The organism is Sphaerospermopsis aphanizomenoides BCCUSP55 (assembly GCF_001586785.1).
GTDB lineage: Bacteria > Cyanobacteriota > Cyanobacteriia > Cyanobacteriales > Nostocaceae > Sphaerospermopsis_A > Sphaerospermopsis_A aphanizomenoides_A.
This window is the reverse complement of sequence record NZ_LUFH02000005.1, coordinates 43,273-60,026: the sequence shown is the minus strand read 5'-3', so window position 1 is coordinate 60,026 and position 16,754 is coordinate 43,273. Positions and strand designations below refer to the sequence as shown.

General features: G+C 39.0%; 15 protein-coding genes and 1 pseudogene. 5 read left to right on the top strand and 11 right to left on the bottom strand.

Annotation, left to right across the window (positions count from 1 at the left end):
- Window positions 1-93 precede the first annotated feature (93 nt).
- Window positions 94-1,152: a class I SAM-dependent methyltransferase gene (locus A0J48_RS02330; RefSeq protein ID WP_200319957.1), complete on the top strand. Its 1,059-nt coding sequence runs from the start codon at window positions 94-96 to the stop codon at window positions 1,150-1,152.
- Between the two features lie 870 nt (window positions 1,153-2,022).
- Here A0J48_RS02330 and patX read toward each other — a convergent pair.
- The 3 genes from patX to A0J48_RS02315 all read right to left on the bottom strand — a co-directional run bounded on the left by patX (window position 2,023) and on the right by A0J48_RS02315 (window position 5,273).
- Window positions 2,023-2,259 carry a heterocyst-inhibiting protein PatX gene (gene patX / locus A0J48_RS02325; protein ID WP_200319955.1) on the bottom strand — a complete coding sequence of 79 codons (237 nt, stop codon included), beginning with the start codon at window positions 2,257-2,259 and terminating at the stop codon, window positions 2,023-2,025.
- 101 nt (window positions 2,260-2,360) lie between these two features.
- Window positions 2,361-4,109, bottom strand: a complete 1,749-nt coding sequence (locus A0J48_RS02320; RefSeq protein ID WP_200319953.1) for an FAD-dependent oxidoreductase — start codon at window positions 4,107-4,109, stop codon at window positions 2,361-2,363.
- A 189-nt stretch (window positions 4,110-4,298) separates the two neighbouring features.
- Window positions 4,299-5,273, bottom strand: a complete 975-nt coding sequence (locus A0J48_RS02315) for a BPSS1187 family protein (protein WP_200319951.1) — start codon at window positions 5,271-5,273, stop codon at window positions 4,299-4,301.
- Between the two features lie 571 nt (window positions 5,274-5,844).
- Between A0J48_RS02315 and A0J48_RS02310 the strand changes: the two genes are divergently transcribed.
- A complete protein-coding gene (locus tag A0J48_RS02310) occupies window positions 5,845-6,513 on the top strand; it encodes an ATP-dependent Zn protease (RefSeq protein ID WP_200319949.1) in 669 nt (222 codons plus the stop codon).
- Window positions 6,514-6,532: 19 nt separating this feature from the next.
- Here the strand turns inward: A0J48_RS02310 and A0J48_RS02305 are convergent, their stop codons facing one another.
- From A0J48_RS02305 to A0J48_RS02275, 7 genes and pseudogenes are all read right to left on the bottom strand, one after another.
- The gene (locus A0J48_RS02305) at window positions 6,533-7,027 is read right to left on the bottom strand and encodes a hypothetical protein (protein WP_200319948.1); all 495 of its coding nucleotides are present in this window, start codon (window positions 7,025-7,027) and stop codon (window positions 6,533-6,535) included.
- A 50-nt stretch (window positions 7,028-7,077) separates the two neighbouring features.
- On the bottom strand, window positions 7,078-8,247 hold the full coding sequence (locus A0J48_RS02300; protein WP_200319946.1) for a cysteine desulfurase family protein: 1,170 nt from the start codon (window positions 8,245-8,247) through the stop codon (window positions 7,078-7,080).
- 211 nt (window positions 8,248-8,458) lie between these two features.
- A pseudogene (locus A0J48_RS02295) lies at window positions 8,459-8,623 on the bottom strand (MarR family winged helix-turn-helix transcriptional regulator); the annotation flags it as partial.
- Complete coding sequence (locus A0J48_RS02290; protein ID WP_200319944.1) at window positions 8,590-9,444, bottom strand: ABC transporter permease; 855 nt, start codon at window positions 9,442-9,444, stop codon at window positions 8,590-8,592. The pseudogene A0J48_RS02295 and the gene A0J48_RS02290, both read right to left, overlap by 34 nt.
- On the bottom strand, window positions 9,401-10,255 hold the full coding sequence (locus A0J48_RS02285; RefSeq protein WP_200319942.1) for an ABC transporter ATP-binding protein: 855 nt from the start codon (window positions 10,253-10,255) through the stop codon (window positions 9,401-9,403). Before A0J48_RS02285 ends, A0J48_RS02290 begins: the two co-directional genes overlap by 44 nt.
- Window positions 10,256-10,483: 228 nt before the next feature.
- Entirely contained in the window at window positions 10,484-12,658 is a 2,175-nt protein-coding gene (locus A0J48_RS02280; protein WP_200319940.1) for a sensor histidine kinase, read from the bottom strand.
- Window positions 12,659-12,702: 44 nt separating this feature from the next.
- A complete protein-coding gene (locus A0J48_RS02275) occupies window positions 12,703-13,233 on the bottom strand; it encodes an MgtC/SapB family protein (RefSeq protein WP_200319939.1) in 531 nt (176 codons plus the stop codon).
- Window positions 13,234-13,875: 642 nt separating this feature from the next.
- Between A0J48_RS02275 and A0J48_RS02270 the strand changes: the two genes are divergently transcribed.
- Window positions 13,876-14,649: a sulfite exporter TauE/SafE family protein gene (locus A0J48_RS02270; protein ID WP_200319937.1), complete on the top strand. Its 774-nt coding sequence runs from the start codon at window positions 13,876-13,878 to the stop codon at window positions 14,647-14,649.
- A 46-nt stretch (window positions 14,650-14,695) separates the two neighbouring features.
- On the opposite strand, the gene bcp is transcribed toward A0J48_RS02270, so the two are convergent.
- Window positions 14,696-15,178 (bottom strand): thioredoxin-dependent thiol peroxidase, encoded by a 483-nt coding sequence (gene bcp, locus A0J48_RS02265; protein ID WP_200319935.1) that lies wholly within the window; start codon window positions 15,176-15,178, stop codon window positions 14,696-14,698.
- Between the two features lie 163 nt (window positions 15,179-15,341).
- Here bcp and A0J48_RS02260 point away from each other — a divergent pair, with 163 nt between their 5' ends.
- Together A0J48_RS02260 and A0J48_RS02255 are read left to right on the top strand one after the other, a co-directional pair.
- Window positions 15,342-16,181, top strand: coding sequence for an FAD-binding domain-containing protein (locus A0J48_RS02260; RefSeq protein ID WP_200319933.1), 840 nt, complete (start codon window positions 15,342-15,344; stop codon window positions 16,179-16,181).
- Window positions 16,182-16,317: 136 nt separating this feature from the next.
- The gene (locus A0J48_RS02255; protein WP_200319931.1) at window positions 16,318-16,734 is read left to right on the top strand and encodes a hypothetical protein; all 417 of its coding nucleotides are present in this window, start codon (window positions 16,318-16,320) and stop codon (window positions 16,732-16,734) included.
- Window positions 16,735-16,754 lie beyond the last annotated feature (20 nt).

The following is a 16,754-nucleotide window of genomic DNA, read 5'->3' as shown; positions in this document are numbered from 1 at the left end:
GCTGAAAACGGGAATTTTTTCTTATAAAGTTCTGTATTATTCATTTCTATTCACATAAAATGATTAACTGTAATAAAGCTTAATTATTTTTTTATGTCTGACACCTTAACGAAACTCACCTATCAGACCTTTCAACAAGGAAAGAATTACTTCGGACTAGCTCACAAAACCCTCAGTTCCCAGTTAAGAAATTTACTGTATCCCACACTAGCGCCAGCAGACCAACCCATTCCTCAAGAGTTAATACTCAAACTGCAAAACAGATTTAACCAGCTACTAGAAACAGACTGGCAGGATGCAGAAACAGGAATATATCCCCACAGTTTATTATTTGACAATCCCTGGGAAGACTTTTTCCGCTACTATCCACTAACGTGGCTAGATTTACCCCTCATCTGGGAGCGAATTAAAAACAACAGTCTGCAAGAGTTTTCACCAGAAATAGATAAAGAAGGCTATCCGAGCTACTATGTCCAAAATTTTCATCACCAAACTGACGGCTATTTGAGCGACCTGTCAGCCAATTTGTATGACCTACAGGTAGAAATTCTGTTTGGTGGTTCAGCTGATGCCATGCGGCGACGTATTCTCGCTCCCCTCAAACGCGAACTGGCCAAATTCCAGTTTCTTCCTCAAAAGCAAATCCGAATTTTAGATGTAGCTTGTGGTACTGGTCGAACTTTAAAGATGATTCGATCCGCTTTAGAGCAAGTTTCTTTATTTGGTACAGATTTATCCCCGGCGTATTTGCGAAAGGCCTATGAGTTATTATCTCAAAATCCTAGGGAATTGCCACAACTTTTACAAGCCAATGCTGAAGAATTACCTTATCTAGATAACTATTTTCATGCTGTCACGTCTGTTTTCCTCTTCCATGAATTACCAGAGTCTGTGCGTCAAAAAGTTATAGAGCAATGCTTCCGAGTGACAAAACCAGGAGGAACTTTTATTATTTGTGATTCAATTCAGTTGAATGATTCACCCGATATGGAATTAATGATGAATAATTTCCCAAAAACTTTCCATGAACCCTATTACAAACATTACACTACTGATGATTTGGTAGAGCGTTTGGAGAAAGCAGGTTTTGAGAATATAGAAACCCAAGTTCACTTTATGAGCAAATATTTTATTGCTCATAAACCAGATTAACAATTGACAATTGATAATTGACAATTGACAATTGACAATTGATCCATTCAAGGTTTAAAGTTTTCCCTGTTTAAGGGGAAAATGATCAAAGTTTTCCCTTTGACAATTTAATCCTCTTCCTTCCAGCCAGAGGTAATTGTCAATTGTACATTGTTCATTGTTGAATGGGTTGGGTGTAAAGGGTAAGGTGCGAATCCCGAAAGAGTATAAGAAACATGGGAAAGGGAAAAACTCTTACCTTTTACCCCTTCTCCTTTTCCCTCAGAAAACTTGACATATTGCGGTTGAATCACCCCTGCTTACAGTGATTTTTGGGTAAATGAACCATATATTTTTTGTTTCGCACCTGGACACCTGAAGGGTAGCTTCCCGCTTTCTTAAACGCAACGGTATATAAAAGCGGATTCGCTGAACTTAGAGTAGGAAAAATACATCAACAAGAGTATGGTCTAAATACTGGAAAAATGCCGAAAATATCCACCTTGGTATCACATCAAATTTTCAGCTAGGTTAACACTGATATGAGTGATGAGTGGCTTAATCACCAGTACAAGGCCAGGTTTTTGCAATTACCGGATGTTTTTTGAGAAATACTAAACACCAGTCAGTTGTGTAGTGCTGGAACTGTCTTTGTCTCTGTCAGAGAAGATGAAATCACAGAACGCTTGTTGAGTTATGTAGTGCTTAAACTGTCTATATCTCTGTCAAAGAACATACAATAAAAAACAGTGGAAGAATTGTGTAGTGCTTTAACTGTCTTTGTCTTGGTCTGACTAGTTGTGTAAAGGATGTGGGACACCCGATTATTCCGGTACATTGATTCTTGTTCTGGCAAGAAATTCTCCTAAAAGCAGTCTGACCCAGGGGGTGCTAAACAGCAGAATTGATATTTAGGAAAAATTCAATTGACTCTTTACGTCCACTACCCCGATGAGGTGCTGGCTGTTCTGGTTCGTTAGGCCCGGGCTTAGAATTGTCTGCAAGTAGCTTTCCTGAACCAGAATTACCAGTCAGCGGATGGAAAATGCCAGTGAATTCTGCTTCATAGTTAAAAGCTAAGGAGCCGAATACCAGACTCGATACTAAAAGTGAAATGGCAGCACGCATAGTAGATGTCTATTTTAGAACTCTCTACTTCACTGATACTTAGCTTTGATATATTCATCCGGACAATTTGTAAAAAAGTATTGTATTTAACTGTTAAAAAATTAATTTGATACTTCGTCGATATGTTCGACAAGTAGCCAGTTACCAGATGAATTGGCACGACCCCTGACAACAAGCTTTTGATTTTGGGTCAAGACTTGCAATTGCTCATCAGCAGATGATCCCAATGCGACTATCTGCCAAATTTTCGGTGATAATTCAGTTGAGTTTGTGATAGTAAATCTATAGTCTTGTTGGTCTAGGCGATTAAAAATGCCTATGAAACAATCAAGATGAGAGTAATCACACTGATCAACCGATAAACAAGGACAATTTCCACTGATGGGATAAGTTTCTGGATGATCTAAATAATGAATTTGCCAGTCTAACCACTGTGGATGATTAATTGGTAAATTGAACAAAGGAACAATTGCTGTGGGCGATTGCTCATCTGTTAATAAAGTTGTTTGCAACATCCTCACTGGCAAATCCCTGGGCTGACAGTTTAACTCACAACACAGAGCAGCTGCCATACCCGCTGCTTGACCAATACCCATGACTACAGGTTGTAGTCTAGTTGCTCCATTGGCAATGTGAGATACAGAAATATTCTTCTCACAAACTAGTAAACCATCTGTAGATTGAGGAATTAAACAGCGATAGGGAACAGTGAAGGGAGTTCCAGTCCAACGTCCCCCCCAGCGAATAGATTTAGGTTGCAGTGAGAACTTGACACCAGGATAATGATGGTCATTGGCATAGTTACCAATAGCGATCGCATCTTCAAACTTAGCTGCAACTTTACCACCTGCTAATGGTAGGATATCCTGCTCACAGACAGTAATGAGTCCCTCTAAGCGCCGACTTTCCCGATAATAGGGATGAAGTGCAAAAGCTGGAGAGAGACTAGGAAAAACTCCTTCTGCTAAACCGTAGCGTCTACCAAGTTGAGTTTGGATAAAATGGGCAAAGTTTTGACTATGCCAGAAACATTCTTGGTTAAACTCACGTCTTGGTATATCTGACTCTATCAAACGCTCGGCGTTTTGGCCGTAGTCATTGCCACAAATCGGCCAATTGATCATAAACCAATTTGCGGGTAATCGTCCATAGTTTAAAAATTGTTCTGCTCCATAATCATCCCAAGCCCCCGTAAATAAGGATGGATCATAATTAGGTGCTGGCGGAATTGCTGAGGCGGTACTTTCTCCGAAATCTTGCATTACCACCACCCAAGTTGGTGCTTGTACGGCATATTTGGCGGTGAGCGAATTAAAACTTTCCGGGGCGCTAGGTTCTTTCCACTCTGATTTTAGCTCCCAACCCCATCTGTAGGGGACTTCTCCTAAAGCCAACAAATCTCCTAATTCTGTACCATCAAGGATAATTTTGGCGTTGACAGTGAAATCTGCAAAGCGTACACCTGTAATGCAGTCTCCTGTCCGTAACACTTCTAACGGTACTTTCCCAGAAATCCATTGCAGATTCGGTAATTCCTTCACCCAGTCTGCAAAAATTTCTGCACCTATATGGGGTTGATAACTAAAAAAGCTCACCCAACTATGATCTAATCCTCCTGGTTGACGGTGGCGTAACTCTTGTAAAAAATCCCCCCATAAGCCAGTTTGAAAAGATTGTAATTCATTGCCATCCGGAGCAGATACACCAGCAGATGTTAACATTCCCCCTAACCAGGAAAATTCGCTGACGAGGATGGTTTTAGCACCTCTGCGTGCTGCTTGGATAGCGGCAGCAGTTCCGCCGGTTCCTCCTCCTACGACTAAAACATCGGTTGTATAGGTTTGATTCATTTGACACTCCCTGACCTAAAGGCTCTCACTCAAACAGGACTTACGCACAAAATTTATCATCCGGGCTGGGTGTAGGGTGTGGGGTGTAGGGTGTAGGGGTTTTTTTCTTTGATGAACCTATCCTCCGAAAACCTTATTTTTTCTTTCTTTTGCGTAAGTCCTATCAAATCAAAACCGCTACAAGTAGTTTCAAACATCAAGGAGGTACTGCCAAACCGACTTGAATACAGGTGTGCCATCAGAAAACTTGGGTGTTGGTCCGTCTGTAGCTACACTACCATGATACTTTTCAGGTCGAGCGGGCATCATATTTGTAACTAAGCGATGGGAATGTTTGTAAGGTGGTTGCTGTCCATCTACATTGACAATAGGTCCGTATTTATCCATTCCCAATAACTCCCACGCCTTTTGAATACGATCATATCCTTCATCTTTAATATGAGTAAAACCATAATACCGTTCCGCTGGTGTTTGTCCGGGAATTGATAACCAGGGGGCAGATTCACCTAATACCCAACTAAAATCAGCTGGAGCCGCCAACATGACAACTCTGGCAACGGAATGTTGCTTGCCTAGTAGGGCTGCGTGTCCCCCTCCTTGAGAATGACCGATGACGACAATTTGCTCCCAGTTAGGAAGGTTTTTATCTAAATATTGACCCCATTTTTGCTGCGGATACTTGAGGTTTAAATATGCTAATAACTTAATTAGTCGATTTTCGATTGAGTTATGCCGACTGATTTTGAGAACATCACAGTCGCCTCGTCCAAAAATAATTTCTAACCGTGCTTTTTCTAAGCAATGTGGATCATGGTTGTGTCTACATAGACTAGCAACTGTCCAGGTGTTAGGATAGCTGATATTGATGGTGTGATAGCCAAGATGAGCCAATTCCTGGATAATTAGCTGCTGCCGCGTTACTTTACCAAAAGAACCAGGAAAGAAAACAACCAGCTTGTTGCGAAGAGTAACAGACTGATCTAATGCGATATGATGTGGTTCTAACCAGTCATCAATTGCTGTGTCTGTATCTTGTGGTAAAACTTTGTAGATGTTGACAGACTGGTTTAAACGTATTTCCTCAGAGGAATTTTCTTCTGAAGTCATCATCTCATTTACGATTTCATGCCAGCGTCTCTTTCTTTCACCAGGAAATTGTCTCATAAAAACCCCTTATATATTTTAGTCATGGTTATCATATCAATGGGTCAATTGCCCACATTTCAAGTATCACCTATCCAATGTAAATGACTGATATTGACACATACAGGCTGAGAATTAGAGTAATTTATCTAAAAACTTATTATCCCATTGTTTGGGAATAGAGACAAGTTGTTAAATTACATCAGCAAGAAAACGAGCATGGACTCCCAGAGAACATTGTTGACATTTTTGCAAAAAAAATGACCTCTGTAAATAAAGACTGATATATTTAGTTATAGTTATTGTGGAAATTAAGCATTGACAAAAGATATTATAAATTGACAATTGTTTCATTCCCGGTTTAAAACTTCCCCTTTCAAAGGGGAAAAAAGAAAAAATTCCGATTTCTCAATCCTCTCGCTTTTAAGCAGAGGTAATTGTCAATTGTCCATTGTACATTATCCATTTTTGAACCATCTGTAATCTTCCATAACTAAAGTGAATAACTTCTTTTGCAATTCATCGTTATTGGCAATTATCTTTTCAGAAGCCCATAATAGATTAAAGACAAAACTGTATTCCCAAACCTGAAATGAATCAAACCGCTATCAATCTTATTGCTATATCTGTCTTCCTGATGACGCTTTCCACTTTGTTGGGACCATTAATACATCTTTCCCCAACAATACCAGCTTTAACTATGGTGGGGTTTTTGGGTATCGCTACTTTGGATAATTTCAGTTTTCAAGGGAAGGGAGGAACGATAGTATTAGATTGGTTAGCGGGATTTTCGCCAGCATATCGAGAACGGATTATACATCATGAAGCTGGTCATTTTCTCGTTGCTCACTTGTCGGGCATTCTTGTTACTGGTTATACTCTCAGCGCGTGGGAAGCTTGGAAGCAAGGACAACCAGGACAAGGTGGGGTAATTTTGGAGGATAGCGAAATTGCAGCACAATTGGAAAAGGGGAAGATTAGCGTTTCTATGTGCGATCGCTATTGTAATATTTGGATGGCGGGAATTGCGGCGGAAACTCTGGTTTTCAACTCTGCTGAGGGTGGTGGTGATGATAAAGCTCAGTTAAATCAGTTTTTGCAAGCTTTGGGTTTTGCCGAGAATGTTTTTGAACAAAAACAACGGTTTCACCTGCTACAAGCTAAAAATCTGATTCAGGAAAATTGGGATAGTTATCAAGCTTTGGTGGCAGCCATGAGACGAGGTGCTACGGTGATAGATTGTCAAACAGCTATCCGTTAGTAGCAGTACATATTCAAGATTATGTATTTTCTTTGAGAAATAAAATATAATCAATCATTTGTTGTTTACTACTGAAAAGACTTGTTTCATAATAAGTCAAGCGGCAATGTTCTCCAGAATTTAAAATAATCACAATCCAATATAACTGGCTGTCAATTTGGATTTTTTTACCAAAAGAGGTTTTAGTAGTAAAGGAAGAACTACTCGACTTAATTAGTGCCGTTTCAATCTCATGAAGTGGAATTTCCATCACCCCCTGAGAGAATATATTTTTCTGTCGTATAGTAATTCTACCAAATGTAGAATTAAAGTTGCAGGTAATTACTTCATAGCAATTATCAATATCTAAAATTAAAATACTAATAAATAACCCTAATATAAAACAAAACAGAATTATTTCCCAACCAGCAAAAATAGATAATATTATTCCCAAAGCGGGAGTTAAGGAATGATAGAATATATCGGGAGTGGAATATTCTTTAAGGCTGTAGACTTTTCTGATCTTTTGCTGCATATTTATTTCTCTGTACCCGACTTCTTAAAGAAATCGGGTATCTGGATTTACTAACAACTAACTATTGACGCACTTCTTAAACTTTTCACAGTATGAATGAAATGTTCTGCAACTTGGTCTATTTCTTCAGCAGTATTAAATCTACCAATCCCAAACCGCACGGAAGCATAAGCTAATTTATCGGGATGTCCTAAAGCTGTCAGCACATAGGAAGGTGCAACATTATTGGAGGAACAAGCAGAACCAGAAGATACTGCTACCATTGGTTGTAAACCTAAAGAAAGTGCAGCACCATCCACACCTTCAACACTAACATTTAAATTTCCTGCTAATCGTTTTTGGGGGTGTCCATTCAGATAAATTCCCTCTAAATTAGATAACTGTTTCCACAGTCTTTCTCGCAGTTCTTGTAGCCTCAAATTTTCTGGTTCTTGTGCTGCTAAAGCAATTTCTATCGCTGTTCCGAAACCAACGATTTGGGGTGTATATAAAGTTCCAGAACGCATTCCTCTTTCATGTCCTCCCCCATGTTGTTGTGCTGCAAGTTTAATTTTGGGGTTGCGTCTACGAACATATAAAGCCCCAATACCTTTTGGACCGTATACTTTATGAGCGGTTAAAGACATTAAATCAATATTTAATGCTTCTACATCCAAGGGAATTTTACCAATAGCTTGAGCTGCATCTGTATGAAATACAATTTCTTTGTGACGGCAAATTTTTCCGATTTCAGCTAAAGGTTGTAAAACACCAATTTCATTATTGGCAGCCATGACTGATACTAAAATTGTATCAGAACGTAAGGCTTTTTCTAATTGATCTACATCAATTAATCCATCGGCATCAACTGGGAGAACAGTAATTTCAAAACCCAAAGATTTCAAATATTCACAAGGGTCTAAAACTGCTTTGTGTTCTGTTGCAACTGTAACAATATGCTGACCTTTGGAAAAGTAAGCTTCTGCTACACCCTTAATGGCTAAATTATTCGCTTCTGTTGCACCACTGGTAAAGACAATTTCTTCGGAATTAGCGTTAATAGCAGTTGCTAAAAAGTCTCTGGTTTTTCTGACAGCAGCTTCTGATTCCCAACCGTAGACATGACTAATACTAGCTGCGTTACCAAACTTTTCTGTAAAGTAAGGAATCATAGCATTTAGTACCCGTTCATCTATGGGGGTAGTGGCATGACAATCAAGGTAGATAGGACGACTGGACATAACATAACTCAACAATCAACCTAAATTTTAACTCAATATTTGACCTATTTTTTTGAGAATTTGCAGAACTTGATACAGTTCGTTTTCACGTCTATGCAAAGTGAATCTATCCGACAAAGCATATTTAGGTTTATCTTTGTATGTGAGTTTGATCAATTGGAAATCTTCACCATTCATTACTAATGAACTTTGAATTGATGTTCTTCAATCATAAAGAATCAGCACTGTAAGTCCGCATTTCGGCTCGGATAGACCGCATCAATAAGGGGACTGTTTCCATCACCCTAGCGGCACATTCTTCAGAGGGTTTATCCAAACTGGTCATGACTATTTTTCTCCAGATTACATTACCACCCGTGGATAAAGTCGTCCACAGATGTAAGTCAAACCTATTAATGTTAGCAAGAGAATTGTACAGTCTAACCCAAACCCATAAATACTTGAGCCATGCGCCAACATTGTACCCCGTAAAGCATCGACTTCATAAGTCAAAGGATTCAAGTGAGAAATGAATTTTAACCAAGTTGGCATCAATGAAATAGGATAGATCGCATTACTAGCGAAAAACAACGGCATTGTTATCAACTGTCCAATACCCGTAAATCTTTCCCGCGATTTCACTAGACAACCAATCATCAAAGAAAACGTGCAGAAACAACCTGCACCTAAGAACACAATTAACACAACTTGTAAGAAAGCTACAGGATTGAAATTGAGTTTTACACCTAATAACAAAGCTAATAAGTAAATAAACACAACTTGGGAAAAACATCGCACACCAGAAGCCAAACTTTTACCTAAAACAATCGCCGCACGGGGTATGGGTGCAGCCAGGAACTTATGGAGTATTCCTAAATCACGTTCCCAGATTAATGCCATTCCCCCAGAAAAAATGGCGATGAACAGCGCACTTTGAGCCAAAATACCGGGAGTAATAAAATCTAAGTAAGGTAAATTACCGGTGGGTATAGCGCGAGTGCGGGTAAATACTTGCCCAAATATCAGCAGCCATAAAGACGGTTGTACAGCCCGAATCACTAAATTACTGGGATCATGGCGGAGTTTCCGTACTTCTAACTCAGTAATTACCAGGGTTTTGGTAAATAGTTCTTTAATGCTAGAAAAAAGCCCTTTGGCGCGATTATATTTTGGTTCAGCCCAACCGTTGACTGGTACGTCTGGTTCTTGCAGTTTCACGATAACTCACTCCTGATACTAATTGATTTCCTGCGTAATGGATAAACACATCATCTAAAGTTGCATCTGGTTTTTCTATAGCTGCTTTTAAGTCTGCTGGTGAACCAGTGATAATTTCTTGACCCTGGTTCATAATCACTACTTGGTTGCAAAGACTATCTGCTTCTTCTAAAAAGTGAGTGGTTAAAAAGATGGTTGTACCGTATTGAATCCGTAGTTGTTCCATCATCTGCCAAACTTGTGTTCTGGCAACGGGATCTAATCCGACTGTTGGCTCATCTAGAAATAATATTTGCGGTTGATGTAAAATGGCTTGGGCAATTTCCAGTTTCCGAATCATGCCCCCAGAGTAAGTTCTCACTAAGCGATGTGCTACATCTTCCAAACCCATGAATTCCAAGACTTCAGCGATTTGCTGTTTTCTCCTTCGAGCAGGAATATCATACAACTTGGAAAAGATTAAAAGATTTTCATACCCTGTCAAACTCCCATCTGCTGATAAAGCCTGGGGTACATAACCTATGACTCTTCTGACTGCTTCTGGTTGACGAGTCACATCATAACCTGCTAAATATGCTTTACCGCTACTGACTGGTAGCAAGGTAGTTAACATTTTAATTACTGTACTTTTACCAGCACCATTGGGACCTAGTAACCCAAAAACTTCTCCTGCTGTTACGGAGATATTTAAAGCATCAACAGCGGTAAATTTTTCAAAGCGGCGCGTCAGTTCCAAGGTTTGTAATATTACCGAATTTGGAACTTGTGCAGGTGTTTCCGCAGATTCTATTCTTCCCGTAAGTTTCGTCACAAGTAGGATTTATTTCCTGTTTCAAATATTTAGTTTATCTAAATATTAGTTTGACATATTTATTTTCAAAGTCAAGGCCAAGGATTGATGTTTTCACCACCTTGGCTGTTGCTATTACTATAGCATCTCAGTATTTAAACATACAGAAAAAATTGTAAATTTCTACAGGTACTCATTACTCATTACTCGGTACTCGGTACTCACTACTCGGTACTCAGTACTCCTGAATTATCGACCCACAGGAAGCTGAATCTGAAACTCTGTTCCCTGTCCAGGTTCTGAGAAAAAATCAAGTTTGCCACTATGCCGTTCAACCACAATTTGATAGCTAATTGCTAACCCTAATCCTGTTCCCTGACCAACTGGCTTAGTTGTAAAAAAGGGGTCAAATACTCTGAGCTTTGTCTCTTCTCCTATGCCTAAGCCATTGTCTGCAATGTGGATAAAAACCCACCTATCTATTACATTTGTTCTAATAGTAATTCTAGGAATAAAATTATTCGGCTTATTAACAATAGTTTCTTCCAAGGCATCTATAGCATTACTCAAAATATTCATAAATACCTGGTTCAATTGTCCGGGGGAGCATTCGATAACTGGTAAATCACCATATTCTTTATTAATAACAATAGTAGAGTTATGAGAATTACCCTTCAAGCGATGCTGCAAAATTAATAATGTATTTTCAATTCCTTCATGAATATCAACTGGTTTGATTTCTGCTTCATCCAAGCGCGAGAAATTTTTCAGAGAATGGACAATATCTCTAATTCTTTGGCTACCAACCCGCAGAGAATTGAGAAGTTGTGGCAGGTCATTACTAATAAATCCCAGTTCAAATTTTTCCATTGCTACTTGAACGGCATTGACTGGTTGAGGATAGGATTGCTGGAAAGTTTGAACGATATTTAATAGGCATTGAACATATTCTTCTAAATAGTTGAGATTGCCATAAATGAAATTCACAGGATTATTAATTTCGTGAGCAATTCCCGCTACTAATTGTCCTAAGCTGGACATTTTTTCACTGTGGATTAATTGCATTTGCGTTTGCTGTAACTCTTTCAATGCTTGTTGCAAATGCTGAGTTTGAGTTTTTAGCTGTAATTCAGATTGTCGTAATTCTTCCTCTGCCTGTTTGCGTCGGGTAATATCAGTGTGAGAACCTGCCATACGGTATGGTTTGTTCCAGACATCCCGCAAAAGTGTTCCTCGGCAAAGTACCCAGAGATAATTGCCGTTGCGATGTTGGAGGCGATATTCTTGTTCGTAAGTTGCAAGTTGCCCCTCAAAGTATTGCCGAAAAGTTGTCAAAACGCGATCGCAATCATCTGGATGTAATCGTTGTTTCCATTGTTGAAAGTGATTGGGTATCTCGGCTTCTGCATACCCCAACATTTCTTTCCAGCGAGTAGAAAAGAAGACTTCATTGGTTTCTAAATTCCAATCCCACAACCCATCATTTGATCCCTTGACTGCTAGTTGAAAGCTGGAAGTTGTTTTGCCGAAATCTTTATAAGGATGAACTTGTAGAACTTGAAAGCACTCATGAACAGGTTGATAATTGAGGGGAATTGTCCAACCTTCTGATTTTGCTGCTGTGGCGGCGGGATGATTTTTGGGTAATTTTAATAGAGCGATCGCTACTTGTTCTGCTAATTCACTTGGAGTTTTTGGAGTGACTGCAAACGGCCATTCTGGGTATAACCGGGTACTTAAAGCAAAGGGAAACTTTTCTGCATACTGCATCTGCTGATTGATAATTTTGAAGGTTTTCAGGTCAACTTTTCCTTCCAACGCCATTTGTTCTAATACATTCGTGGAAATAGTACCCGCATCAGCTTTACCTTCTTGAATGGCATAGACAACCGCATCATGACTATTAGTGAAATGCAAACTTTGGAAATCTCGGTCAGGATTGATCCCCGCTTCCACAATTTCCCGCCATGCTGATCGCCATCCCCCAAGGGAATTTTCAGCCGCAGCTACAAACCGTTTCCCTCGTAAATCAGTCAGAATTTGAATATCCTCACAATCAGCCTTACAGAAAATTACCCCACCAAACATGGTGTAAGCTTGTCCCATCCATAGATGCTTTAATGTTGCCAGACGATTTACTCCATAAAGGGCTTCAAATTCCACATATATCCCCGAACTCGTAATTACGAATTCCACCGCATTCTGTTGAATAGCTGCCTCTATCTGGGTGAAATCCAGGGGAACAATGACAAAGTGATATTCAGGCAATTCCGAGGACAGGTAATCCGCTGTTTTTTGCCAGGTTTGTAGCGTATGCTGTGTATCTCGATGTGCTAAAACACCAATTTGAATCAGGGGTTTCATATCTTGTTGTTTTTTATGCCAGGATGGGATTGAGCCTCCGGGAATGATGATTTTGCCCATACATTACCCTTCCTTCAACAGATAAATTTGCTATTTACTTAGTGCTAATCATCATCATCAGAGTTAGCATTTAACTGTGCAGCAGTTTCTTGATGATTCTGACCAGTTAATACCTTAAAAAAGCGGTTCAATCGCTTCATCCCACTCAGGGTAATTAAAGTCAACAAACCTCCCAATAATCCCATTTGCCACAAACCGCAACCAATAGCTGCACCCAACCCTGCCGCAGTCCAAACACAAGCAGCCGTAGTTAAACCCCGCACTCTTGGAATTTCAGATTTTCTAGGAGATTCTTGCAGAATCAATCCAGCACCAAGAAAACCTATGCCAGTAGCTACACCTTGTATCGTGCGACTTAGGGCATTTGTGGCAGCGTAGGGACTATCACCCTCAGCTTGCAAAGGAATCATAACAAATAGGGCTGCTCCCATACTTACCAACATAAATGTTCTCATCCCCGCTGGTCTGCCACCTTTTTGACGGTTTAATCCAATCATGCCACCCACCAGAAGCGCCAGCGTTAGTCTAAAACCTATATGCACCCAATCGTTGGCAGTCAGAAACATAGGCCCCATTAACTGATTCCTCACTGAAGATAGAACGGAATTTTGCGCCTATTACCAGTAGACTGGAAGATTACCCTATCGTTATGGGTATAAATTTCCAACTACGGTAAATTTATAGGCTTATAGTAGTTTATGGTTAATTTAACAGAAATTTCAAAATAAGTAAAATAAACTCAGTTCTTAGTTAGGAGGAAGAAAACAGAAGGCAGGGGAAGCAAATCTGATCATGATTTTCGTGAAATGAGATTAGACTTAACCGCAAAACCTAGAAAAAACAGCTATAAACAATAATACTGATATTACTGGTTTTCAGGGTAGTTGTCTTTACCAGCAATTGTACTGTCACTGCCAAAGGGATGCTGCCAATTAGCCTTAAATGACAGGCAAACACAGAAGCCTTTGTAGAGAAGCTTGATTTAACTTCCCTACTCTTGGTGTCAAATAAATAATTGGACTGGGAAGTATTTACGCCAGTCCAGATAAACTACGGTTTGTCGGTCAATTTACCGTATATATAGAATTATTTCATTGTCTTGCTGAAAAAACAAGTGTTTTTGCAAACATTTACTTTTTATACCTAAAGAGGTAAAAATGTTGCAAAACTTGATTTTTCAGCTATAGTTCCAATCAACCGCATTATTTACTCAATCAATGCCCCAAGATTTAACGATTTTTCACAGCTTGCTTTTGTTTACTACTGCCTTTATTGCTGGGGCTTTAAATGCTGTAGCAGGTGGTGGAAGTTTTATTACATTCCCCACTTTGATATTTACTGGCGTATCACCAATTACTGCTAATGCTACTAATAATACTGCTTTATGGATTGCAGCTATGGCAAGTGCAGGAGCATATCGTCATAATTTGCAAATCCCACGAAAACAGCTTTTGATACTATGTGTTACCAGTTTAATTGGGGGTGTAATTGGTTCTATTATTTTGTTATTTACATCAGCGGATGTGTTTAAAAAGCTACTTCCTTACCTTTTACTTTCAGCAACGCTGATATTTACATTTAGCGATCTTTTGAAGAAGTGGCTACAATTTCAAAGCCAAAATTCATCAGAATCTCCTCCTTTATTGATTCTCATTATTGCTCAGTTAGCAATATCTATCTATGGTGGTTTCTTTGGTGCAGGTTTAGGAATTTTAATGTTAGCAACTTTAAGCTTTTTAGGTATTAAAAATATTCACACTATGAATGCTTTTAAATCTTTTCTTGGGAGTTGTGTTAACGGCATCGCTATTTTTCCTTTTATGTTCGCTGGTGTAATTCTTTGGCATCAAGCTATTTTAATGGCTGTGGGTGGTTCTCTTGGTGGTTATTTATGCGCTCATTATGCGCGGAGATTAGAACCCCGTTTAGTGCGAATATTTGTAATAGTTGTTGGCTATAGTATGACTACTTACTTTTTTATTCGTGGATAAGACTGATAACTATTCTTCGTTATGATTGAAGTTCTGGTTCTGATAATTATTCTGACTTATCAGCCAATTCTTGCAATTTTTTCAATACTGCTTGAGCATGGCCTTTTGTTTTGACATTTGGCCAAGAGTAGGCAATCATCTTATCAGGTGAAATTAAGAAAGTTGAACGAGCAACGCCCATATATTCTTTACCCATAAACTTCTTTAAACGCCACGCACCATAGGCTTCTATTAGTTGATGTTCGGGGTCAGTTAATAGGGTAATTGATAGGTGATGTTTGTCGATAAATTTGCAATGGGATTTACCAGAATCTGGACTGACACCGATGATTTTAGCGCCTAAAGCAGTAAATTGTGATGATAAATCTGTAAAATCTTTGGCTTCTGTGGTGCATCCTGGTGTGTCGTCTTTGGGGTAGAAATAGAGGATTATCCACTCGTTGAAGTCAGTGAGGGAAACAAGTTTGTCGTTTTGGTCTGGGGTAGAAAAATCGGGTGCTGGTTGTCCAATTTGAGGAATGTTGGTCATGATGGAATTTTTCAAGCAAGAAAGGTTTGAGATTTGACACGGGAATTGTTAATTTGGAAAGGTAGATACTTTCAGTTTGCCGTCATTGCGTTTAAAATAGTATTACTATGGCAAAGGTTGTGATTGAAATTGTCACTAAAATTCAGCCTCAAGCAATAAATTTATGTTACGTGATTTTACCAGTCGAGAAGAATTAGTAACTTACCTACGAGAACAATTTCCCCAAGTTGCAGAACGAGATGCTCACGTGAGCGAAACTGTGGGAGGACATAAAGCCGCCGAACAATTATTACATAAAGTAGATCCTATTGCTTACACAAAAACACGAAATTCTTTAACAGGTGCTGTCACTAGATTATCACCTTATATTCGCTATGGGGTTTTGAGTTTACGAGAAATTAGAAACTATATCCTTGAGCGGGTGGAAAATCCAGAGGATGCCACTAAACTAATTAATGAATTAGGATGGCGTGACTATTGGCAAAGGTTATACACCAAGCTAGGAAATGGTATTTGGCAAAATCAAGAAGAATACAAAACCGGCTATAAACCAGCAGACTACGCAGCAAAGTTACCGGCAGATATCACGGAAGGGAAGACAGGACTGGTTTGTATTGATAGCTTTAGTCGAGAGTTACGAGAAACCGGCTATCTCCACAACCATCTTAGAATGTGGTTAGCTGCTTACATTATTCATTGGCGACGCATTCAATGGCAAGCCGGGGCAAAATGGTTTTTACAACATTTGCTGGATGGTGATCCTGCTAGTAATAATATGTCATGGCAATGGGTTGCAAGTACCTTTAGTCACAAACCTTATTTTTTTAATCGAGAAAATTTAGAACGTTACACTAAAGGGGTTTATTGTCGTCAATGTCCGCTTTATGGAAGTTGTGATTTTGAAGGTAGTTATGAGGAGTTAGAAACGCGACTTTTTCCGAAAGGGGAGTTTACTAAAAAGCCAAATAGTCAAAGTTGGCAGAAGGGGAAAAAAGCAAGGTAAAAATTTATTTTCAGAATCAGGATTTACAGGAGCTTGAATATCAATAATAATGGAACGCAGATGGACGCAGATGGACGCAGATGAAGATGTTGACAAGTCGAAGAATAATTTTTAATCATCAATTACTAATACTCAAATGACTAAATCAATTATTTGGATTAATGGAGATTGTTTAAGTCCTCAAAACCCAGCCTTAAAAGAATATCCCAACACTCCGGCTATTTGGGTTTGGGATGATGGGTTAATAGAAGAATGGCAACTCAGTTTAAAACGCCTGACTTTTATCTATGAATGTTTATTAGAATTACCTGTGGAAATTCGTCGTGGAAATGTGGCAGCAGAAATTATTCAATTTGCTAAAGAAAATGATGCTAATTTAGTAGTGACTACCGATAGTCCCAGTCCCAGGTTTGAAGAGATTTGTAATCAAATTGAAAAATCTTTAGAATTAGAAGTATTTGAAGTAGAACCGTTTTTCGATTATGATGGTTTTATTGACTTAAAGCGATTTTCACGTTATTGGAAAGTGGCTGAAAAATATGTTTTTGAATAAATAGGAAAATAAACCCGAAT

Excerpts from the sequence above, each read along its gene's own strand:
- A0J48_RS02280 (WP_200319940.1), bottom strand. The coding sequence starts at position 12,658 with ATGGGCAAAATCATCATTCCCGGAGGCTCAATCCCATCCTGGCATAAA.
- A0J48_RS02255 (WP_200319931.1), top strand. The coding sequence starts at position 16,318 with ATGACTAAATCAATTATTTGGATTAATGGAGATTGTTTAAGTCCTCAA.
- A0J48_RS02330 (WP_200319957.1), top strand. The coding sequence starts at position 94 with ATGTCTGACACCTTAACGAAACTCACCTATCAGACCTTTCAACAAGGA.
- A0J48_RS02270 (WP_200319937.1), top strand. The coding sequence starts at position 13,876 with ATGCCCCAAGATTTAACGATTTTTCACAGCTTGCTTTTGTTTACTACT.
- A0J48_RS02320 (WP_200319953.1), bottom strand. The coding sequence starts at position 4,109 with ATGAATCAAACCTATACAACCGATGTTTTAGTCGTAGGAGGAGGAACC.
- A0J48_RS02315 (WP_200319951.1), bottom strand. The coding sequence starts at position 5,273 with ATGAGACAATTTCCTGGTGAAAGAAAGAGACGCTGGCATGAAATCGTA.
- A0J48_RS02275 (WP_200319939.1), bottom strand. The coding sequence starts at position 13,233 with ATGGGGCCTATGTTTCTGACTGCCAACGATTGGGTGCATATAGGTTTT.
- A0J48_RS02260 (WP_200319933.1), top strand. The coding sequence starts at position 15,342 with ATGTTACGTGATTTTACCAGTCGAGAAGAATTAGTAACTTACCTACGA.
- bcp (WP_200319935.1), bottom strand. The coding sequence starts at position 15,178 with ATGACCAACATTCCTCAAATTGGACAACCAGCACCCGATTTTTCTACC.
- patX (WP_200319955.1), bottom strand. The coding sequence starts at position 2,259 with ATGCGTGCTGCCATTTCACTTTTAGTATCGAGTCTGGTATTCGGCTCC.
- A0J48_RS02305 (WP_200319948.1), bottom strand. The coding sequence starts at position 7,027 with ATGCAGCAAAAGATCAGAAAAGTCTACAGCCTTAAAGAATATTCCACT.
- A0J48_RS02300 (WP_200319946.1), bottom strand. The coding sequence starts at position 8,247 with ATGTCCAGTCGTCCTATCTACCTTGATTGTCATGCCACTACCCCCATA.
- A0J48_RS02310 (WP_200319949.1), top strand. The coding sequence starts at position 5,845 with ATGAATCAAACCGCTATCAATCTTATTGCTATATCTGTCTTCCTGATG.